Source organism: Actinomadura sp. NEAU-AAG7, from assembly GCF_018603865.1.
Taxonomy (GTDB): domain Bacteria; phylum Actinomycetota; class Actinomycetes; order Streptosporangiales; family Streptosporangiaceae; genus Spirillospora; species Spirillospora litoris.
In genome coordinates this window covers 338,549-359,425 of record NZ_JAHFZY010000004.1, presented here as the reverse complement: position 1 = coordinate 359,425, position 20,877 = coordinate 338,549, and the positions used below count along the sequence as shown (strand labels likewise).

Below are 20,877 nucleotides of genomic sequence, written 5' to 3'. Positions count from 1 at the left end.
TATTCACCGCCTATGTCGGCTCTGGGGGGGCGGACGGCCCAAGGCCCACCGGATGCCCCTTCCCCGCACCCGGTTGCGGATAGCCTGGACGACACCCCCGCCGCGGTCCGACAGCCGCAGTTCGACAGCCGTTAGTTCAGCACCGTCTGCGCAGAGCCGTCTGCTCAGCCGTCCACTGGAGGTAGCTCGTGAAGCTGCTCGTCACCGGAGGCGCCGGGTACATCGGCAGCGTCGTCTCCGCCCTGCTCCTGGAATCGGGGCACGAGGTCGTCGTGCTGGACGACCTGTCCACCGGGCACGAGGACGCCGTCCCCGAGGGCGCGCGGCTGGTGCGCGGGACGCTGCGCGACACGGCGGCGGAGGTGCTCGGCGGCGCCGGGTTCGACGCCGTGCTGCACTTCGCCGCCAAGTCGCTGGTCGGGGAGTCGGTGGAAAAGCCCGGTCTGTACTGGGACAAGAACCTCGGCGAGTCGCTGGCGCTGCTGGAGGCGATGCGCGTCGCGGGCGTCCCCCGCATCGTGTTCTCCTCGACGGCGGCGGTGTACGGGGAGCCGGAGTCGACGCCGATCCTGGAGACCGACCCGACCCGTCCGACCAACCCCTACGGCGCGTCCAAGCTGGCGATCGACACCACGCTCACCGAGTACGCGCGGCTGCACGGCATCGGCGCGGTCTCGCTGCGCTACTTCAACGTCGCGGGCGCCTACGGGCGGCAGGGCGAGCGGCACGACATCGAGACCCACCTGATCCCCAACGTGCTGAAGACCGCGCAGGGCGAGCGGGACGCGGTGCGCCTGTTCGGCGAGGACTACCCCACGCCCGACGGCACCTGCGTGCGCGACTACATCCACGTCGCCGACCTCGGCCGCGCGCACCTGCTGGCGCTGGAGGCCGGCGCGCCGGGCACCCACGAGATCTTCAACCTGGGCAGCGGCAGCGGCAACTCGGTCCTTGAGGTCCTTGAGGTCTGCCGCGAGGTCACCGGCCGGGAGATCCCCGCCGAGATCGCCCCGCGCCGTCCCGGCGACCCGGCCGTGCTCGTCGCGTCCTCGGAGAAGATCAGGACACGGCTCGGCTGGAAGGTGGAGCGGGACCTGCACACCATGGTCGCCGACGCCTGGACCTTCCTCCGCTCGCGATGACCAGGTCGTTCGCCGAGATCTTCGGGCGCTCCCCGGAGGGGGTCTGGCACGCTCCCGGGCGCGTCAACCTCATCGGGGAGCACACCGACTACAACGACGGGCTCGCGCTGCCGTTCGCGCTCTCGCGGGGCGTGTCGGTGGCCGCCGCGCGGCGCGGCGACGGCGTGGTCGAGGTCGTGTCCCGGCAGGCCGGGGAGAGCGTCGTACGAGCGTCCGTGGAGGGTGGGCCGGTCGTCGCGGAGGGCTGGCCCCCGGACCGGGCCTGGGCCGCCTACCCGGTCGGCGTGGCGCGCGTCCTGCGCGACCACGGGACGGGCGGCGCGTCCCTGCTGATCGACTCCGACCTGCCGCAGGGCGCCGGGCTCTCCTCCTCGGCCGCGCTGGAGTGCGCCACCGCCCTCGCCCTCCGCGACCTGCACGAGGCCCGGATCGAGCCCGCCGAGCTGGCCCGGCTCGCGCAGCGGGCCGAGAACGACCAGGTCGGCGTGCCCTGCGGGGTGATGGACCAGTCCGCCTCGCTGCTGTGCGAGGCCGGGCACGCGCTGCTGCTGGACTGCCGCAGCGGCCTGTCGTCGAAGGTGCCTTTCGCGCCGGCCGAGGCCGGGCTGACGCTGCTGGTCGTCAACACCCGCGCGAGCCGGAACCTCGCCGGGGGCGACTACGGGCGCCGCCGCGCCGAGTGCGAGAAGGCGGCGGCGCGGCTCGGCGTCCCCGCCCTGCGGGACGTGACCGACCTCGCGGGCGCGCTCGGCTCGCTGCGCGACCCGGTGCTGCGGCGCCGCGTCCAGCACGTGGTGACCGAGAACCACCGCGTCGAGGCCGCGGTCGGGCTGCTGCGCGCCGGGGCCGTCACCGAGCTCGGCGCGATGCTGAACGCCTCGCACATGTCGCTGCGGGACCAGTTCCAGATCTCCTGGCCCGAGGCCGACGCGGCCGTGGACGCGGCGCTGCGCGCGGGCGCGCGCGGCGGCCGCATGGTCGGCGGCGGGTTCGGCGGCTCGGTGATCGTCCTGACCGCGGCCGACCGGGCCGCCCGCGTCCGCGACGGGATCACCGCCACCTACGAGAGGCGCGGCTGGCAGCCGCCCGCCTTCCTGGAGGCGGTGCCGTCGGCCGGGGCGCGGCGGACGGCCTGACCGCGGCTCACTCCAGGCGGCCCACTCCAGGCGGCTCACCAGGGCGACCTGCCCCGGCGCGGCTCACTCCAGGGCGGACCTGAGGTCGTCGCGCAGGCGGGTCGCGGTCTGCGCCGCGTCCGTCTCGCCGAGCGTCGTGAACCCGTCGGCGGCGGCGGAGGCGTGCGACTCCGCGTCCGCGAGCCGGTCGATCTGGGCGAGGATGCGGGCCTGGTCGTAGGCGACGAGCGCCGTCTCCCAGATCCGGGCGGGCTCGTTGTCGGCGGGCAGGCCGGGCAGCGCCTCGCGGGCCGTCTCGATCGCGGCGGCGGCCTCGTCCGACCGCCCGCTCCACAGCAGGCACATCGCGGCGCGGCGGCGGTTGCGGACGACGCCGTAGGGATCCCCGGCCTCCCCGAACGACGCGGCCGACCGCGCGAACCGCTCGGCGGCGAGCGCGTCCCGGTCGAGCCCGGTGAGGATCTCGGCGGACTGCTCCAGGAAGTGCGCCGTCGCGCCGTGGTCCTCCTCCTTCGCCGCGTCCTCGGCCAGGGACAGGAACGTCGCCGCGCCCTCCGCCTCCTGCATCTCCTTCTGCGCGTGCGCGAGGATCAGGCGGCAGCGCCGCTCGTCCCCGGGCTCGCCGAGCGCGGGCAGCGCCTCCTCCGCGACCTCCGCCGCCTCCAGGTGGCGGCCGGCCGAGAGGTACCCGGCGGCGAGGTCCACCCGCAGCCGGAACGCCTGCTCGTGCGCGCCCATCGATGTCCAGCCCGCGACGGCCTCGGCGAGGTCGGCGACGGCGTCGGCGGGGCGGCCCGCCTCCAGCAGCGCCAGGCCCCGCTCGGTGTGCAGGGGCGTGGCCAGCGCGGTGCCGGCGGGCAGCCGTTCGAGCGCCTCGTCGAGCAGCGCGAACTCCTCCTCACCGGCGGGCGTCGGCCCCTGCCCCTCGGACGCCAGCACGCGCGCCAGGTGGGCCCGCGACCGCACGTACGCCAGCGTCAGCCGGGACAGCATCTCGGAGTCGCGCAGCTCGCGGGCGGTCTCGATGCCGCCGCGCAGGGTGGGGAGCGCCGCGTCGAGGTCCCCGGCCAGCGCGTGCGCGCCGCCGCGCAGCAGGGCGGTCTCGGCCCGCGCCTCCGTCGCCGTGGCGCCCTCGGCCGTGATCTCGACGCGGTCGAGGGCGGCGATGGCGTCGGCGGGGCGCCCGAGGTCCAGGCAGCCGCCCGCGAGCCTGATCAGCGTCGCGGCGGATTCGAGGCCGCCGCTCTCGTCCTCGGTCCGGGCGGCGAGGCGGTCGGCCGCGGCGACCAGATCGTCCAGCCCGGCCTCGTCGCCCTCGCGGATCCGGGCCGAGCCGAGGCGGCTGAGCGCCAGGGCGCGGCGGACGTCCTCGCCCGCCTCGCCGAACAGCTCGATCGCCTCCCGCCAGCGGTCCATCGCCGCCTGGACGTCGCCGCCGGCCTCCAGTTCCATGGCCCGCCCGTTCAGGCGGCGGGCGCGCTGCGCGGCCGTGGGCTCCGCCGCGACGGCGTCGAACCGCTCCCAGGCCGCGACCGCGCGGGCCAGGTCGCCCGCGCGGCGGGCGCGCTCGGCCTCGTCCAGCAGCGCGTCGGGGCCGTCGAGGGAGGCGAGGTCGTCGTGCGGGACGTCCGGCTCCGCCGCCTCGGCGGGCCCGCGCCGGTGGTGCTCGCCCAGCGGCAGGAACTCGACGTGCGGCTCCGCCTCCAGCACCTCCCGCACCAGGTCGCCCTGGCTGGAGGTGCCGTTGCGGGCGTCGAACCGCACCGCGAGGTCGCCCGCGCGCCCGGCCAGCTCCGTGTGCAGGTCGGCGAGCGGGACGTCCGCCGCCGGACGGTCGCCCGACGCCACCCGCCGGATCGTCATCTCGGTGTGCCCCGCGTCCAGGATCCGGCGCAGCGCCAGCGCGGCCGCCGCCGCGAACCGCATCTCCGCGTACGGGCTCGGCGCGCGGTCGAGCCAGCCCAGGTGCCGCGCGACGATCTCCAGGGCGCGGGCCTCGTTCCCGGTCGTCGCGCAGAACGCCACATGCTCGGCGATGTCGCTCAGGTCCGCGAGCTGCGAGCGGTGCACCCGGTAGGCGCGGCGGTGCGCGTCCCGGGCCTCCTCGACCCGGCCGGTCCGCAGGTAGACCGGCAGCATCGCGGTCTGGATGCCCTGCGGCTGCTCGTTGCAGGTCAGCTCCGCGTCCAGCACCGGCGCGGCGACCGCGAACGCCTCCTCGTGCCGCCCGTACCGGACGAGGTGGTTCACCATCCCGGACGGGTCGCAGCCCGCGCAGTCCGACAGGTCGTCGCGCTCCGCGCCCCGCCACCGCTCGTACCAGTCCTCGGCGGAGGCGTCGCCGACATGCCGGGCCACCAGGTTCCGGTAGTGGTACACCGCCTGGAGGCTGTACCCGGCCGCCTTGTAGCGGCGCTCCATGTCGTCCAGCACCGCGTACGTCCGGTCCAGGGGGACCTCGGGGAACTCGGTGAGCGAGTTCACGATCCCCTTCATCTGCCACAGCAGCCCCCGCAGCTCGCTGAAGCGGGACGGGTCGCGGTCGTGGTCGGCCAGCGTCCGGCTGAACGTCGCGAACGCCTTCGCGGGCTCGCCGCCGTAGCGGTAGGCGTTGGTCAGCCGGATCCGCACCTGGAACGCGAGCACGTCGTCGTCCACGGCCTCGGCGCGGCGCAGCGCGTCCTCGACCAGGACGGTGCGCGCCTCCCCGTAGGGCAGCTCTTCGGACCGCGTCATCAACGCGTAGACGTCGTCGATGCTCATTCGGGCGCCTCCGGGGCGTGGACGGCCCACTCCAGCAGGCCGATGAAGGATCGGTTCAGCACCGCCGTGTCGGCGGGCCGCAGCGGATGGTGGCCGAGCAGCAGCGCCTGCCCGTACAGCCCCTGCACGGCCAGCTCGATCAGGCCGTCCTCGGCGAGCGCGGTCACGCGCCTGGTCAGCGGGTTGCGGTGGTTGAGGACGAGCCGCGGCCGCTCCGGCGCGGACGTCGCGCCGACCGCGCCGAGCACGTCCGCCCACAGCTCGCCCGCCTCGTCGCGCGCCCGCGACAGCTCCTCCTGGAACTGCGCGTCGCGGCTGGTCAGATACAGCGCGGGCAGCGAGGCCGGGTCGAAGTCGCGCAGCACGACCTCGCAGCCGAGCCGGTCCACCGCCCGCTGCGCCGCCGCCAGGAACGGCCGCAGCGCCAGCTCCGCCGCCGGGTCGAGCACCCCGAACGTGGTGGTCAGCTCGGCGGTGTCCAACCGGGTGAGCCGGATGTCGGGGTCGATGTCCGGCAGCCGCTCGATGATCTCGGTGTCATGGACGTAGCCGCCGTTGACCAGCCCGACGCCCTGCGCGGCCGCCACCGCCGACAGCCGCCGGAACTCGTCCACGCCGGGGGTGAAGCGGCCCTCGGGGTGGCGCCGCCTGAACTCCGCGAGCGTCATCGGCCCGGCGGAGGTCTCGTAGTCGAGCCAGCGGTCCACGATCCGCAGCATGTCGTCGTCGTGCAGCGCCATCGCCTTCACACCGAGCTGGTGCAGGCGCAGGAAACCGCGCAGCCGGGGCGGATCGGTCTCGGAGAGCCGCACCAGCCACTGGCGCAGCGCGTCGCCGAGGCTCGCCCGCACCGAGTCGAGCAGCTCGTCCTCGTAGAGGGCCTCGCGGCTCGCGGTCGGGCGCAGCTCCCCCGCGTCCACGACGCAGCGCGCGAAGAACGCCCACTCGGGCAGCAGCCCCTCCACGCCCTCGGCCAGCAGCATCCGCTTCAGGTAGACGCGGTGCGCGGCGCGCGCGGTCGGCGCGACCGGATGCGGCAGGACGAACGCGACGCCGGTGAGCCCCGCCTCCGGGACGTCGAGGTCGACCACGTCGAACGGCGTGAACCCGTACAGCTCCTCGCAGTACTGCTCCAGCGCGCGGCGCCGTGCCGCCGGGTCGCGGTGCGCGCCCTGCCACGCGGGGCCGTCGCCGGTGACGCGGACGCCGTCCACGACCAGCTCGACCGGCAGCAGCGACCCGTAGGAGCGCGCCAGGTCGGCCACGACCCGCGGGCTCAGCAGCTCCGCCGACCCCTGCCGGGCCCGCAGCGTCACGGTGGTGCCGATCTCCTCGCGCTCGGCGGGCTCGACCCGGTAGCTGCCGCCGGACAGGCCCGTCCAGCGGACCGCCGCGCCGCCGCGCGCCGAGCGCGTGACCACCTCGATCTCGTCCGCGACGAGGAACGCCGACAGCAGCCCGATCCCGAACTGGCCGAGGAAGTCGTGGCGCGCGAAACCCAGCTCGTCGCGCTTGGACGAGCGGCCGATCGTGGCCAGCAGCGTGTGGACCTCGGCCTCGGTCAGCCCGATCCCGTCGTCGTGGACCCGCAGCGTCCCGCCGCCGGTCTCGATCACCACCCGGCCGTCGCCGTCACCCCGCGCGGTGATCGCGTCCACCGCGTTCTGGAGCAGCTCCCGCAGGTAGACCCGGGGGCTCGCGTACAGATGGCGGCTCAGCAGATCCACCACGCCGCGCAGATCGACCTGGAACGCCTGTTCTGCCACCCCGCCGCCTCCACGATCACCGATAAGAGCGGATCACACCTTAGCGGCCGGTACCGGCGACTTGACTGGGTTTCTCACATGCGTGAGCCCCGGGCCGACAGGGGGTCCCGGCGCTCGGGCGCGCTCGGTGTCCCAGGCGATGCGGTGAGTCAGAAGGGGCCCGGCCGACGGACGGCGTCGCGCCGCAAAGAGGTGGTCGCGCGACGCCGCAAGCGCCCGCCGGAGCCGACCGAGGCCCCGTCGAGCAGCCGCCCCGCCACGATCACGGTCTCGACGTTGGATCGACGGCGACCGAGAAGGTCGACGGGGCCGGACGCGATCAAGCCCCGGACCCGCCGTGCGGGTCCGGGGCTCGCAACGGGGAACCGGGGTCAGATGAGGCCGAGCTTGCGGACGGCGTCGCGCTCCTCCGACAGCTCGTTCACCGACGCGTCGATGCGCGTCCGGGAGAAGGCGTCGATCTCCAGGCCCTGGACGATCGACCACTCGCCGTCCTTGGTGGTGACGGGGAAGGAGGAGATCAGGCCCTCGGGGACGCCGTAGGAGCCGTCCGACACGACCGCCATCGACGTCCAGTCGCCCTCGGCGGTGCCGTTCACCCAGGTGTGCACGTGGTCGATCGCGGCGGACGCGGCGGAGGCCGCCGACGACGCGCCCCGCGCCTCGATGATCGCCGCGCCGCGCTTGGCGACGGTCGGGATGAAGTCGTTCTCCAGCCAGGACTGGTCGTTGACCGTCTCGGCGGCGTTCTTGCCCGCGATCTCGGCGTGGAAGACGTCCGGGTACTGGGTGGCGGAGTGGTTGCCCCAGATCGTCATCCGGCGGATCTCCGAGACCGACACCCCGGCCTTCTTCGACAGCTGCGCGAGCGCCCGGTTGTGGTCGAGGCGGGTCATCGCGGTGAACCGCTCGGCGGGGACGTCCGGCGCGTGCGACCGCGCGATCAGCGCGTTGGTGTTGGCCGGGTTGCCGACCACCAGCACCTTGATGTCGTCGGCCGCGCCCGCGTTGATCGCCTCGCCCTGCGGCTTGAAGATGCCGCCGTTGGCCTCCAGCAGGTCGCCGCGCTCCATGCCCTTCGTCCGCGGCCGGGCGCCGACCAGCAGCGCGACGTTCGCGCCCTCGAACGCCTTGACGGCGTCGTCGTGGATGTCGATGCCGGACACCAGCGGGAACGCGCAGTCGTCCAGCTCCATCGCGGTGCCCTCGGCGGCCTTCACCGCCTGGGGGATCTCCAGCAGCCGCAGCCGCACGGGTACGTCCGCGCCGAGCAGCTGCCCGGACGCGATGCGGAACAGCAGCGCGTAGCCGATCTGGCCCGCGGCGCCGGTGACGGTGACGGTGACTGGGGTGCGCGTCATTACCTTCTTCTCCTGCTGAGGGACCTGACGGGGCTCAGGCGGCCATCCTGCGAAATCCTTCCAACCCGACCGCCGGAGAGCCGCGCCGCCGCGGGTTCTCTCGCCGTCGAGACAGTTGCGAGGCCAGGCTATCGCGCGGCCCGTCCCGCCCGACGGCCAGGTGCCGGGACCGGCCCGCGCAAGCGCGAAGGCCGTCCCGGATGTCGATCCGGGACGGCCTTCGGAGACTCACCCCCGCGGCAGCGGGGAGCGCGAGCCGGCGCGGCTCAGGCGCCGACCTTCTTTTGAAGGTTGGTGTCGAGGGCCTCAAGGAACTGCTGGGTGGTCAGCCACTCGGTGTCGGGCCCGACCAGGAGGGCCAGGTCCTTGGTCATCTGACCGGCCTCGACGGTCTCGACGCAGACCTCTTCGAGGGCCTTGGCGAAGCCGACGAGCTGGGAGTTGCTGTCGAGCTTGCCCCGGTGCTCCAGACCCCGCGTCCAGGCGAAGATCGACGCGATCGGGTTGGTCGAGGTCGGCTTGCCCTGCTGGTGCTGCCGGTAGTGGCGGGTCACCGTGCCGTGCGCGGCCTCGGCCTCGACGGTCTTGCCGTCGGGCGTCATCAGCACGGAGGTCATCAGGCCGAGGGAGCCGAAGCCCTGCGCGAGCGTGTCGGACTGGACGTCGCCGTCGTAGTTCTTGGCCGCCCAGACGAAGCCGCCCTCCCACTTGAGCGCGGCGGCGACCATGTCGTCGATCAGCCGGTGCTCGTAGGTCAGGCCCTTGGCCTCGAACTCCGACTTGAACTCGGCCTCGAAGATCTCCTGGAACAGGTCCTTGAAGCGGCCGTCATAGGCCTTCAGGATCGTGTTCTTCGTCGACATGTACAGCGGCATCTCCCGGTTGAGCGCGTACCGCATGCTCGTCCGGGCGAAGTCCCTGATGGAGTCGTCGTAGTTGTACATGCCCATCGCGACGCCGCCGCCGGGGAAGTTCGCGATCTCGAACTCCATCGGCTCGGAGTCGTCCTCGGGGGTGTAGGTGATCGTCACCTTGCCCGGCCCGGGAACGACGAAGTCGGTGGCCTTGTACTGGTCGCCGTGCGCGTGGCGGCCGATGATGATCGGCTTCGTCCAGCCCGGGACCAGCCGCGGGATGTTGGACGCGACGATGGGCTCACGGAAGATCACGCCGCCGAGGATGTTGCGGATCGTCCCGTTCGGGGACCGCCACATCTTCTTCAGGCCGAACTCCTCGACGCGTGCCTCGTCCGGAGTGATCGTGGCGCACTTGACGCCCACGCCGTACTGCTTGATGGCGTTGGCGGCGTCGACGGTGACCTGGTCGTCCGTGGCGTCACGGTACTCGATCCCCAGGTCGTAGTACTTCAGGTCGACGTCCAGATAAGGCAGGATCAACTGGTCCTTGATGAATTTCCAGATGATCCGTGTCATCTCGTCGCCGTCGAGCTCGACGACGGGGGCCGCTACTTTGATCTTGGGCATGCTGTTGCTGTCCCTTTCCTACACCGGCCAGCAGTCCTTGTAAGGTTCGCCCGGCTAGGCTAGCCGAGGCTGTGACCAGGTCGAGACCTGGGCTCGACCTGCCCCTTCCCGCCCCGGCGCGGACGGCGTCAGCCCGGCGGGCCCTCCCGCCGTCCGGAGATCAGCAACCGCAGACCCCGCACCACCATCGCCGCGGCGATCAGGACGCCGAACGCCCCGGCGAGGACCAGACCGGTCTTGTCCATCGGGGGGATGCTCAACGCCACGAACGCGACCATCTCACCGAGGATCACGAGCGTCCAGCAGTCGATCGAGCGGCTCCGGACGGCCAGCAGCCCGAGCTGCGACTCCGGCAGCAGCAGCCGGGCGAGCGCGCCGAGCAGCAGCGCGGCGGCCATCAGCCCCGACCCCTTGCGGAAGTGGTCCACCGCGCACAGCGCGAGGCCGCCCGCGACCCCGCTGAGGACGAGCAGGTACGGCAGCCGCCCGAGCCAGTGCGGCGCGGCCCCCCTGCGGCGCGGCGCCCGCCGCCTGCGCCGGTGCACCTCCGTGCTCATGACCAGTCCGCCCCCTTCGTGAACCTTCACGGTAATGCCATTCGGCGCGCGACACGACACCGTCCGCGCGCTTGTGGACGACTCCCGACCCCACCGGGCGCGGGACGCGCCCTCCGCCGCCGCGCGGCGACGGAAACGGATGGGGCGCACGGGGTGCCCGTGGGTCCTGAATGCCTTGTGCCGTCGGTGCTACTCACCGGTAGGAGGGTGTGACGGTGACGCGCCCGGGTAACCCGTCGGACAGGGGTCGCTAACTAGCTGGGAGGACTGCCGTGGAGGGGCCGTTCATGCGGATCGAGGACAGCGGGCTGGTGGTGCCGCTGCGCCCCGACGTTACGACGGTCGGGAGAGGGAGAGGAGTCGACATCCGCCTCGACGACCCGAGTGTGTCCCGTTTGCACGCAGAGATCGTTCGACGCGGCCCGTATGTGTATGTAGTCGACATGGGCCTGTCCCGTAACGGAACACGAGTCAACGGCCGGCCCATCGCCCGCCGTGTCCTGGAAGACGGCGACGTCGTGAGCTTCGGCACGGCGCGCTGCCGGATGGGGGGCATCCCCCGTGAGGAGGTCGACCCGGACGTCGAGCTGCGGCGTGCCGTCGCTCCCGAGCTCACCCGCCGCGAGGTCGACGTGCTGACCGCGCTCTGCCGCCCCGCCCTCTCGGACGAGGCGTTCGTGGCGCCCGCCACCGCCCGCGACATCGCGGGCGAGCTGGTGGTCACCGAGGCGGCCGTCAAGCAGCACCTGCTGCGGCTCTACCAGAAGTTCCGGATCCCCGAAGGGGCCAACCGCCGGACACGGCTGGCGAACGAGGTCATCGCGATGGGCCTCGTCCGCCCGCTGCCGCCGGTGCACGTCCCCCAGCAGGGCCGCCCCATGGACGGCCGCGCGACGAACGGGGTCCGGGGCGCCGAACCGCGCAGACCCGGCCCTCCGGGGCACACCGCCGGACACGTCACCGCACCGGGCCGCCCGGCCCACGCCGCCGGCCGCAGAGCTAGCTAGATTGCAGTTTTTTGGTGTCGGGCGCTCGGGCGCCCGACACCAAAAAACTGCGGCGATCGCTGGCATCGCTCCGACTCGCCTGACGGCTCGCTGTGCCTAAAGCAGCGCCCTTGGCCTCGGGCGCTGGACGCCCTCCTTCGGCGGGCACTGCGGCGATCGCTGGCATCGCTCCGAACTCGCCTGACGGCTCGCTGTGCCTGAAGCAGTGCCCTTGGCGTCGGGCGCTGGGCGCCCTCCTTCGGCGGGCACTGCGGCGATCGCTGGCATCGCTCCGACTCGCCTGGCGGCTCGCTGTGCCTGAAGCAGCGCCCTTGGCGTCGGGCGCTGGACGCCCTCCTTCGGCGGGCACTGCGGCGATCGCTGGCATCGCTCCGAACTCGCCTGGCGGCTCGCTTCGCGATCAGTTTCTTGCTTCGCTCGAAACTGCCTTCGGACGCGATCGCAACGTTCCGGTCACTGCGGGCTGAGCTTACGGACGTCCTTGTGCAGGTCGGTGCGGGTTAGCAAGGCTTTCCGAGGCGCGGCATCGGGCTTCGCGATCTTTCCGGTGGGGCTCGCCTTCGGCATCGCCCCACCGGTCAATCGACGCGCCCGCGTGGCCATGGGGTCACTTCGGAGGGCGCTCTCGGGGCGGTGGTCAGGGGGTGGCTTCTGCGGCCTCGACGACGTTGGCCAGGAGCATGGCCCTGGTCATCGGGCCTACGCCGCCGGGGTTGGGGGCGACCCAGCCTGCGATGTCCTTGACGTCGTCGGCCACGTCACCGGCCAGTTTGCCGTCCACGCGGGAGACGCCCACGTCCAGGACGGCGGCGCCGGGCTTGACCATGTCGGCCGTGATCAGGCCGGGGACGCCGGCGGCGGCCACCACGATGTCGGCCTTGCGGGTGTGCGCGGCCAGGTCGCGGGTCGCGGTGTGGCAGAGCGTGACGGTCGCGTTCTCGCTGCGGCGGGTCAGCAGGAGGCCGAGGGAGCGGCCGACCGTGATGCCGCGCCCGACGACGGTGACCTCGGCGCCCTTCAGCGGGACGTCGAAGCGGCGCAGCAGGTCGACGATGCCCTTCGGCGTGCACGGCAGCGGGCCCGGCTGCATGAGCACGAGGCGTCCGAGGTTGACCGGGTGCAGGCCGTCGGCGTCCTTGAGGGGGTCGATGCGCTCCAGCACGCGCTGCTCGTCCAGGCCCTTGGGCAGTGGGAGCTGGACGATGTAGCCGGTGCAGGACGGGTCGGCGTTCAGCTCGGCGACGGCGCGCTCCACCTCGTCCTGCGTGGCGGTGGCGGGGAGGTCGCGGCGGATGCTCTCGATGCCGACCTCGGCGCAGTCGCGGTGCTTCATGTTGACGTAGGAGTGGCTGCCGGGGTCGTCGCCGACCAGCACCGTCCCGAGACCGACGGAGACGCCGCGGTCGCGGAGCGCCTCCACGCGTGCCTTGAGGTTCGAGCGGATCTCGGCGGCGGTTGCCTTGCCGTCCAGGATCTGAGCCGTCATGTGTTCCTCCGCGCTGTGTCGCCAGGGCCCCGTCCACCCAGGCGCGCGGTGTCCGGACTGTGTTCGCTCCCCGGTGGTGATCCACCTTGACCGCGCCAGTCGCGTCGACCGCCATCGTATCCGCCGAGTGGCCCGCCGAAATAGCGGTTAAGTGGCCCTGCCGGGCGCGGCATCGCGGGTCCTAGCGTGAGCGGATGAGCAGCTCGTGGTACGACCGTCCGGTCCTGAGCGGCCGCTATGTGCGGCTGGAGCCCCTGTCCCTGAGCCATGCCGAGGGCCTGTTCGAGGCGTTCAAGGATCCGGCGATCTGGACGTGGCAGAACAGCGCCCAGCCCCGGAGCGTCGAGGAGACGCGGGAGGCGATCGGGAAGGCGCTCGCGGACTGCGAGCGCGGCGTCCGGCTGCCGTGGGCCCAGATCGACGCGGTGACCGGCGAGGTCGCGGGCGAGACCTCCTACTACGAGGTCGCGCCGGCCGACCGCGGGCTGTGCATCGGGCACACCCGGCTCGGCACCCGCTGGCAGCGGACGGGCGTCAACACCGAGGCCAAGCTCCTGCTGCTCGGCCGCGCCTTCGACGACCTCGGCGCGATCCGCGTCGGCTGGCACACCCACGTGTCCAACGAGCGGTCGCGGCGGGCGCTGGAGCGTCTCGGCGCGTCGTTCGAGGGCGTCCACCGCAAGCACCGGATCCGCGCGGACGGCTCGGTCCGCGACACCGCCGTCTACGGCATGACCGACGACGACTGGCCCGCCGCCGGGACCGCCCTGCGCGCCCGGCTGCGCTGACCCGCTCAGTCCTCGTCGGGACGCTGCCGCCAGGCGATGAGCCGGTCGGTGCCGTGCCAGCCGAGCTGCGCCGCGAGCATCGCGGCCAGGATCGCGGCGATCAGCCCGATCACCTGCCGGGACTCCATCAGCAGGCCGCCGGTCTGGACGACCGACCCGGCGAAGAGGGCCACCACCACGTCCATCGCACCTCCAACGGCGACGCCCCACAGAGGTCAAGGGAGGGTTCAGGAGCGCGGCCAGGCAGAGGCTACCAACGAAAATCGGTGAAGAGACCAGGCCGCCTGTGGGTGGGGCGCAGCCCCACCCACACCTCGCCGCCGGCTGTTCTAACCTCAGCCGTCAACCGACCGGAACGCCGCGATCGCGTCCGAAGGCAGTTTCGAGCGAAGCAAGAAACTGATCGCGAAGCGAGCCGCCAGGCGAGTTCGAAGCGATGCCAGCGATCGCCGAGCGCCCGTTGAAGGAGGGCCGCCAGGCCCGACGCCGAGGGCGCTCAATGAAAGAAGTGCCTGGTGTTGGTGAAGTAGAGGGTGGTGCCGGTCTTCTCGGCGGCGGCTATGACCTTGTCGTCGTTGACGGAGCCGCCGGGTTCGACGATGGCGCGGACGCCCGCGGCGGTGAGGACCTCAAGGCCGTCGGGGAAGGGGAAGAACGCGTCGGAGGCGCCGACGGCGGTGGCGGCGCGGTCGGTGCCGGCGCGGGTGACGGCGAGCTTGGCGGAGTCGACGCGGTTGACCTGGCCCATGCCGACGCCGACGGTGGCGCCGTCGGCGGCGAGGAGGATCGCGTTGGACTTCACCGCGCGGACGGCGCGCCAGGCGAAGGCGAGGTCGCGGAGGGTGGCCTCGTCGGCGGGGGCGCCGACCTTGAGCTCCCAGGCGGAGGGGTCGTCGCCGGGGGCGTCGAGGTGGTCGACCTCCTGGAGGAGGACGCCGCCGTCGACGCGCCGGTACTCGGTGGTGGTCGCGGGGGCCTTCGGGCAGCGCAGGAGGCGGATGTTCTTCTTGCGGGTGAGGATCTCGACCGCGGCGTCGTCGAACTCGGGCGCGACGAGGACCTCGGTGAAGATCTCGGCGACCTGCGCGGCGAGGTCGGCGGTGACGGGGCCGTTCACGGCGATGACGCCGCCGAAGGCCGAGAGGGGGTCGCAGGCGTGCGCCTTGCGGTGGGCCTCGGCGAGGTCGGCGCCGACGGCGATGCCGCACGGGTTGGCGTGCTTGATGATCGCGACGGCGGGCGCGTCGAAGTCGTAGGCGGCGCGGCGGGCGGCGTCGGCGTCCACGTAGTTGTTGTAGGACATCTCCTTGCCGTGGAGCTGCCGCGCCCCGGCCAGGCCGCCGCCGGAGCCGTCGGTGAACAGGGCGGCGCGCTGGTGCGGGTTCTCGCCGTACCGCAGGACGTTCGCGCGCTGCCAGGTCGCGCCGAGGAAGTCGGGCCAGCGGGTCTCGGCGGCGGTCTCGTCGGGGGCGTACTCGCCGGCGAACCAGGACGCGACGGCCACGTCGTAGGACGCGGTGTGCGCGAACGCGCGGGCGGCGAGGCGGCGGCGCTCCTCCAGCGTGAAGCCGCCGGCGCGGACGGCCTCCAGGACGGTGCCGTAGGCGGACGGGTCGACGACGACCGCGACCGACGCGTGGTTCTTCGCGGCGGCGCGCACCATCGTGGGCCCGCCGATGTCGATCTGCTCGACGCACTCGTCGGGCGTCGCGCCGGAGCGGACGGTCTCGGCGAACGGGTACAGGTTGACGACGGCGAGGTCGAACGGCTCGACGGAGAGGTCCTCCAGCTGCTGGAGGTGGTCGTCCTTGCGCCGGTCGGCGAGCAGGCCCGCGTGGACGTTGGGGTGCAGGGTCTTGACCCGCCCGTCCAGGCACTCGGGGAACCCGGTGAGCTTCTCCACCTTCATGACCGGGACGCCGGCGGCGGCGATCCGCCCCGCCGTCGAGCCCGTGGAGACGAGCTCGACCCCGGCCTCGTGCAGGCCCCGGGCGAGGTCTTCCAGCCCGGTCTTGTCGTACACGCTGATCAGCGCGCGCCTAATCGCCACCCGACTCACCGGCCGAGCTCCCCTCGTATTCGGACGAATCACTGCTCTTCATCGAAACGCGCCGGCCCTGCACCGTCCAGCCGTCGCGGGCGAGACGTCCGACGACGTCGACCAGGAGGCGGCGCTCCACCCGCTTGATCCGCTGGTGCAGGGACTCCTCGTCGTCGCCTCGCCGCACCTGGACGGTCTCCTGGGCGATGACGGGGCCGGTGTCCACGCCTTCGTCGACGAAATGCACCGTACAGCCCGTGACCTTCACTCCGTACGCCAGGGCGTCCCGTACGGCGTGGGCGCCGGCGAAGGAGGGCAGGAGCGCCGGGTGGGTGTTGACGGTGCGTCCGCCGAAGCGGGCGAGGAAGCGCGGGCCGAGGATCTTCATGAACCCGGCGGAGACGACGAGGTCGGGCTCGTGCGCGGCGACCGCGGCGGTGAGCGCCTCGTCCCAGGCGTCGCGGGAGGCGAAGTCGGGGATCGCCCGGGTGAAGGCGGGGAGCCCGGCGCGTTCGGCGCGCTCGACGCCGCCGGTGCCGGACCGGTCCGCGCCCACGGCCACCACCTGGGCGCCGTAGGCTGGATCCGCGCACGCGTCGAGCAGCGCTTGTAGGTTGGTCCCCGCGCCGGAGACGAGGACGACGAGCCGGGCGGACACCATGACTCCCTGGCGGACGTGGGGTTGTTCGGTTCGCACGAAGCCTATCGGCCTCGCTCGACGCCCAGGAATCCACGGGAGGAATCGGACGTGAGCGACCGGCAGGGGCAAGGGAGCGGGGGAACGGCACCGGCCGGACGGCCTCCCGCCGAGCGGACCGGCATGCGGGCCCTGTGGCTCGGCGGCCTCGCCCTGCTGACCACGTTCTTCTTCTTTCCGCTGGGGTTCGTGCTGGGCATCGCGTCGCTGGTGGTGGGGATCAGGGCGCAGCGGCTGGCGCGGCGGGCGAGCGCGACCGCGCCGGGCGCCACCGCCGGCATCGTGCTCGGCTCGATCGGCCTGGCGATCTCGCTGCTGGCGATCGTGACCGCGGCGTACCTGGCGCGGGAGTTGGACGGCTTCAACAAGTGCCTCAACGGCTCCAACACCGTCGCCGACAGGCAGGCGTGCCACGACCACTACTACCCGAAGATGGACGAGAAGCTGCGCCTGCCCAAGGGGACGATCGAGGACCTCGGCGTCGGCCTCTGACCGCCGGTCACTCCCCCGGCGGCTCCTCGCGCAGGACGTAGATGGCGCCGCCCCGGTTCTCGGTGCGCTCGGGGTCCTCGCGCGGCGGCGGGACCGGCTCGGGCGCGGGCGGCGGCGCGGGCTCGTCGTCCAGGTGGCCTTCGAGGACGACCGTCCCGTCGTCGGGCGGCGGCGCGGGCCGGGACTCCTCCGCGAGGTCGGGCAGCGGGTCGCGGTCCCGGCTCCTGGCGCGGGCCCGGCGGCGGGGCGCGAGGACCGGCTCGGCCTCCTCGAACTCCAGCGGGCCCGGCGCGTAGGGCGAGGCGGACGCCGCGGGCAGGTCGTCCGGGACGGGCGCGGGCACCGGCATGATCGCGGGCGGCGCGGGCTCGGCCACCGGCTCGGCGGGCCGCGTCCGGGCGGGGCGCTGCTGCTCGGCCGGGCGGGCGGGCTTGTTCGCGGCCTCGCGCTTCTTGGCCTTGCGCTTGTTCGGACGCCGCACCGCCTCGGCGTCGGCGCGGGCCGGGCGGCGCAGGACGAGCCAGTTCGCCATCCACGCCGCGATCGCGGCGGAGATGCCGACCTCCAGCGCCGCCATCAGCCCGACCTGCCAGAACGAGGGGCCCACGGTCGCCAGCCGCCCGCCGCCGAGGGGGCCGCCGGACAGGGCCGCCAGCAGCGCGAGGACGGCGCCGGTCAGCGTCCCGGAGACGAACCCCCACAGCGGCGCGCCCTCGGACGTCGAACTCGGCAGCGACCGGACCGTCAGCACGCCGCCGACCCCGCCCGCCAGGAACGGCGCGGCGAGCGCCAGCAGCGACACCGCCGGGGCCGGGCCCGGCTCGGGCAGCGCGGCCAGCGGCGGGAACGCGGGGACCGAGTCCAGGAAGACCCCGGTGGGCGAGACGCTCGTGCCCGCCCCGACGGAGAAGCCGGGGCCGATCGCGTACGCCATGCCCCAGATCACCGCGTTGGGCAGGTAGGCCAACTCGACCACCAGCAGCAGGACGCCGCCGACGATGCCGGGGGCGAGGACGCCGTACAGGCCGTCCGCGTCCGACATGTGGGTCGCGAGGGACCCGCCGACCAGCAGCGCCCCGGACGCGCACAGCACGCCGAGCGAGCCCGCGACGCCGATCACGAGCGAGCGGGGGCGGTCGGGCAGCAGCCGCAGCAGCGCGCCGAGCCCGGACCTGAGGCGCTCGCCCTTGTCCTGCGCGGCGACCTGCGCCGCGACGACCGCGCGCGCCGCGCCGAGCCCGCCGGCGATGGTAGCGACGAGGAAGCAGGCGACCAGCGCCTGCCAGGCCGAGGGGCGCACGGCGGAGGAGGACGCGGCGAGCGCCAGCAGCCCGGCCAGCGCCGCGTAGGGGGCGGCGAGCGCGAGGGCGACGCGCACGACCGCGACGCGGGGGCGCTCCGGCACGCCGAGGCCGCGGATCATCCAGGCGCCGCCCCGGTGCAGCAGCGCGCCGGGCAGCACGAGCAGGCCGAGCGGCAGCAGCCCGACCCGTCCGTGGGGGCCGGAGAAGCCCGCGTGGTGGGACACGAGCCAGAAGTTGACGGCCGTCCGGAACACGCCGGACATGCCGTGGCCGAGCGCGGTCTTGGGCGCCGCGATCCAGCCGATCAGCGTGATCGTGGTGAGCACGGCGAGCCCGATGCCGATGCACCACAGCGCCGCCACGAGCCCGGCCACCGCGAGCGGGCGCCCCGCCGCGCCGGGCCGGGACGGCGGCCGCTCACCCCGGCCCGCGTCCGGGCCCCGGCCCGGCTCGGGGGCTCGGCCCGGCTCGGGAAGCCGCCGCGCCTCGGGTGGGCGGCCCGCTCTCGGGGGTTCCGCCCTGCGCTGTCCCGGGCTCACGTCGCTCACCGGTCCATGCTGGCATCACGGCACCGCGCGGGCGGCTCCCTCGCCCGGCGTGTCGCCTTTGTCGTCCCAGGGGTCGGCCAAGCGGGCGCCAACGAAAGACGCCCGGGCCGCGTGCCGGCGGCTCGGGCGTCTTTCGACTTTCGACGGTCGGTCGGGCGATCAGAGGTTCTTCATGATCTCCCGCATCAGCACGGCCGCCTCGCTCGGGGTCTTGCCGACGCGGACGCCGACCTTCTCCAGGGCGTCCTTCTTCGCCTGCGCGGTGCCGGCGGAGCCGGACACGATCGCGCCCGCGTGGCCCATCGTCTTGCCCTCGGGGGCGGTGAACCCGGCGACGTAGCCGACGACCGGCTTGGTCACGTGCTGCTCGATGTAGGCGGCGGCGCGCTCCTCGGCGTCGCCCCCGATCTCACCGATCATCACGATCGCGTCGGTCTCGGGGTCGTCCTGGAAGGCCTTGAGGGCGTCGATGTGGGTGCTGCCGATCACCGGGTCGCCGCCGATGCCCACGCAGGTGGAGAAGCCGATGTCGCGCAGCTCGTACATCATCTGGTAGGTCAGCGTGCCCGACTTCGACACCAGGCCGATGCGGCCCGGCGAGGTGATGTCGGCCGGGATGATGCCCGCGTTGGACTTGCCGGGGGAGGCGATGCCGGGGCAGTTCGGCCCGATCACGCGGGTCCTGTTGCCCTTGGACTCCGCGTACGCCCAGAAGTAGGCGGTGTCGTGCACCGGGATGCCCTCGGTGATCACGACGCAGAGCGGGATGCCCGCGTCCACGGCCTCGACGACGGCGTCCTTGGTGAACTTCGGCGGGACGAACACGACCGACACGTCGGCGCCGGTGCGCTCCATCGCCTCGGCGACGGTGCCGAACACCGGCAGGACGGTGCCGTCGAAGTCGACGGTCTGCCCGGCCTTGCGGGCGTTCACGCCGCCGACGACCTGCGCGCCCGAGGCGAGCATGCGGCGGCCGTGCTTGGTGCCCTCCGACCCCGTGATGCCCTGAACGATGATCTTGCTGTTCTCGGTGAGCCAGATGGCCATCATGCACCTGCCGCTGCGAGTTCGGCGGCGCGCCTGGCCGCGTCGTCCATGGTGTCGACCTGCTGCACGCCGGTCAGCCCGGCGTCGCTCAGGATCTTGCGGCCGAGTTCGGCGTTGTTGCCGTCCAGCCGGACGACCAGCGGCCGGTTGACGGTCTCGCCGCGCTCGGCCAGCAGCTTGTAGGCCGACACGATGCCGTTGGCGACGGCGTCGCAGGCCGTGATGCCGCCGAAGACGTTCACGAACACCGACTTCACGTCGGCGTCGGACAGGACGATCTCCAGGCTGTCGGCCATGACCTCGGCGGACGCGCCGCCGCCGATGTCGAGGAAGTTCGCGGGGCGCTGCCCGCCGAACTCCTCGCCGGCGTAGGAGACGACGTCCAGCGTGGACATGACGAGGCCCGCGCCGTTGCCGATGATGCCGACGGCGCCGTCCAGCTTCACGTAGTTGAGGTCCTTGGCCTTGGCCGCCGCCTCCAGCGGGTCGGCCGCGGCCTTGTCCTCCAGCTTGTCGTGCTCCTGGCGGAAGGCGGCGTTGTCGTCGAGGGAGACCTTGCCGTCGAGGGCCTTGACCTCGCCGCCCTCGGTGAGGATCAGCGGGTTGACCTCGACGAGCGTCGCGTCCTCGTCGACGAACACGGCCCACAGCCGCTCGATCAGCTCGGCGGCGCCCTCGCGGGCCTCCTCCGGCAGCCGGCCCTTCTCGGCGATCTCGCGGGCCTTGGCCCGGTCGACGCCGTCCAGCGGCGAGACCTGCACGAGGCCGAGCCGGTCGTGCGGCACCTCCTCGATCTCCACGCCGCCCTCGACCGAGCAGATCGACAGGAACGTGCGGTTGGCGCGGTCGAGCAGGAAGGAGAAGTAGTACTCCTGCGCGATCGCGCTCCCCTCCTCGATCAGGACCTTGTGGACCGTGTGGCCCTTGATGTCCATGCCGAGGATCTGGCCGGCGAGCGCTTGCGCCTCGTCGGCCGTGTCGGCCAGCTTCACGCCGCCGGCCTTGCCGCGGCCACCGGTCTTCACCTGGGCCTTGACGACGACCTTCGAGCTTCCCGCGGCGAACAGCTCCGCCGCGATCGCCCGGGCTTCCTGGGGGGTATGGGCGACCTTGCCGGTGGGCACCGGTACCCCGTACTCGGCGAAGAGTTCCTTCGCCTGATGTTCGAACAGGTCCACGAGGCGTCCTTTAACGGATCGACAGCCTGATGACCACACGAGTGGGGGTACACGGTTCTCCGTGCGGCCGGCACTCTGCG

The 20,877-nt window shown here is 73.3% G+C and carries 17 protein-coding genes; 5 read left to right on the top strand and 12 right to left on the bottom strand.

All coding sequences use genetic code 11. From position 1 onward, the window contains the following. The first annotated feature begins 188 nt into the window (after positions 1-188). Together galE and galK are read left to right on the top strand one after the other, a co-directional pair. Positions 189-1,142, top strand: coding sequence for a UDP-glucose 4-epimerase GalE (gene galE, locus KLI87_RS20680; RefSeq protein ID WP_214618314.1), 954 nt, complete (start codon positions 189-191; stop codon positions 1,140-1,142). Then, complete coding sequence (gene galK, locus KLI87_RS20675; RefSeq protein WP_214618313.1) at positions 1,139-2,278, top strand: galactokinase; 1,140 nt, start codon at positions 1,139-1,141, stop codon at positions 2,276-2,278. Before galE ends, galK begins: the two co-directional genes overlap by 4 nt. A 63-nt stretch (positions 2,279-2,341) precedes the next feature. Here galK and KLI87_RS20670 read toward each other — a convergent pair whose 3' ends face one another. The 5 genes from KLI87_RS20670 to KLI87_RS20650 all read right to left on the bottom strand — a co-directional run bounded on the left by KLI87_RS20670 (position 2,342) and on the right by KLI87_RS20650 (position 10,209). Continuing rightward, entirely contained in the window at positions 2,342-5,041 is a 2,700-nt protein-coding gene (locus KLI87_RS20670; protein ID WP_214618312.1) for a hypothetical protein, read from the bottom strand. Further along, positions 5,038-6,807: an HSP90 family protein gene (locus KLI87_RS20665; RefSeq protein WP_214618311.1), complete on the bottom strand. Its 1,770-nt coding sequence runs from the start codon at positions 6,805-6,807 to the stop codon at positions 5,038-5,040. Before KLI87_RS20665 ends, KLI87_RS20670 begins: the two co-directional genes overlap by 4 nt. Before the next feature lie 371 nt (positions 6,808-7,178). After that, complete coding sequence (locus KLI87_RS20660) at positions 7,179-8,168, bottom strand: malate dehydrogenase (protein ID WP_156219600.1); 990 nt, start codon at positions 8,166-8,168, stop codon at positions 7,179-7,181. Positions 8,169-8,434: 266 nt separating this feature from the next. After that, the gene (locus tag KLI87_RS20655; protein WP_214618310.1) at positions 8,435-9,652 is read right to left on the bottom strand and encodes an NADP-dependent isocitrate dehydrogenase; all 1,218 of its coding nucleotides are present in this window, start codon (positions 9,650-9,652) and stop codon (positions 8,435-8,437) included. 128 nt (positions 9,653-9,780) lie between these two features. Beyond that, positions 9,781-10,209: a DUF3017 domain-containing protein gene (locus KLI87_RS20650; protein WP_156219602.1), complete on the bottom strand. Its 429-nt coding sequence runs from the start codon at positions 10,207-10,209 to the stop codon at positions 9,781-9,783. A 272-nt stretch (positions 10,210-10,481) separates the two neighbouring features. Here KLI87_RS20650 and KLI87_RS20645 point away from each other — a divergent pair, with 272 nt between their 5' ends. Next, complete coding sequence (locus tag KLI87_RS20645) at positions 10,482-11,216, top strand: FHA domain-containing protein (RefSeq protein ID WP_214618309.1); 735 nt, start codon at positions 10,482-10,484, stop codon at positions 11,214-11,216. A gap of 637 nt (positions 11,217-11,853) precedes the next feature. Here the strand turns inward: KLI87_RS20645 and KLI87_RS20640 are convergent. Beyond that, positions 11,854-12,702, bottom strand: coding sequence for a bifunctional methylenetetrahydrofolate dehydrogenase/methenyltetrahydrofolate cyclohydrolase (locus tag KLI87_RS20640; RefSeq protein ID WP_156219604.1), 849 nt, complete (start codon positions 12,700-12,702; stop codon positions 11,854-11,856). Positions 12,703-12,896: 194 nt separating this feature from the next. On the opposite strand from KLI87_RS20640, the gene KLI87_RS20635 reads away from it, so the two are divergent. Further along, positions 12,897-13,490: a GNAT family N-acetyltransferase gene (locus KLI87_RS20635; RefSeq protein ID WP_214618308.1), complete on the top strand. Its 594-nt coding sequence runs from the start codon at positions 12,897-12,899 to the stop codon at positions 13,488-13,490. 5 nt (positions 13,491-13,495) lie between these two features. Here KLI87_RS20635 and KLI87_RS20630 read toward each other — a convergent pair whose 3' ends face one another. The 3 genes from KLI87_RS20630 to purN all read right to left on the bottom strand — a co-directional run bounded on the left by KLI87_RS20630 (position 13,496) and on the right by purN (position 16,192). After that, a complete protein-coding gene (locus KLI87_RS20630; RefSeq protein ID WP_156219606.1) occupies positions 13,496-13,675 on the bottom strand; it encodes a hypothetical protein in 180 nt (59 codons plus the stop codon). A gap of 311 nt (positions 13,676-13,986) precedes the next feature. Further along, positions 13,987-15,549: a bifunctional phosphoribosylaminoimidazolecarboxamide formyltransferase/IMP cyclohydrolase gene (gene purH, locus KLI87_RS20625; RefSeq protein ID WP_214618307.1), complete on the bottom strand. Its 1,563-nt coding sequence runs from the start codon at positions 15,547-15,549 to the stop codon at positions 13,987-13,989. Next, entirely contained in the window at positions 15,530-16,192 is a 663-nt protein-coding gene (purN, locus tag KLI87_RS20620) for a phosphoribosylglycinamide formyltransferase (protein ID WP_156219607.1), read from the bottom strand. The genes purH and purN overlap by 20 nt, the downstream gene beginning before the upstream one ends. A gap of 87 nt (positions 16,193-16,279) precedes the next feature. Between purN and KLI87_RS20615 the strand changes: the two genes are divergently transcribed. Continuing rightward, positions 16,280-16,720, top strand: coding sequence for a DUF4190 domain-containing protein (locus KLI87_RS20615; protein WP_156219608.1), 441 nt, complete (start codon positions 16,280-16,282; stop codon positions 16,718-16,720). 7 nt (positions 16,721-16,727) lie between these two features. Here the strand turns inward: KLI87_RS20615 and KLI87_RS41055 are convergent, their stop codons facing one another. The 3 genes from KLI87_RS41055 to sucC all read right to left on the bottom strand — a co-directional run bounded on the left by KLI87_RS41055 (position 16,728) and on the right by sucC (position 20,797). Further along, the gene (locus KLI87_RS41055) at positions 16,728-18,572 is read right to left on the bottom strand and encodes a DUF6350 family protein (protein WP_308166088.1); all 1,845 of its coding nucleotides are present in this window, start codon (positions 18,570-18,572) and stop codon (positions 16,728-16,730) included. A 159-nt stretch (positions 18,573-18,731) separates the two neighbouring features. Further along, on the bottom strand, positions 18,732-19,619 hold the full coding sequence (sucD, locus tag KLI87_RS20605) for a succinate--CoA ligase subunit alpha (RefSeq protein ID WP_214618589.1): 888 nt from the start codon (positions 19,617-19,619) through the stop codon (positions 18,732-18,734). Next, positions 19,619-20,797: an ADP-forming succinate--CoA ligase subunit beta gene (sucC, locus tag KLI87_RS20600; protein ID WP_214618306.1), complete on the bottom strand. Its 1,179-nt coding sequence runs from the start codon at positions 20,795-20,797 to the stop codon at positions 19,619-19,621. The genes sucD and sucC overlap by 1 nt, the downstream gene beginning before the upstream one ends. Between the last annotated feature and the right edge of the window lie 80 nt (positions 20,798-20,877).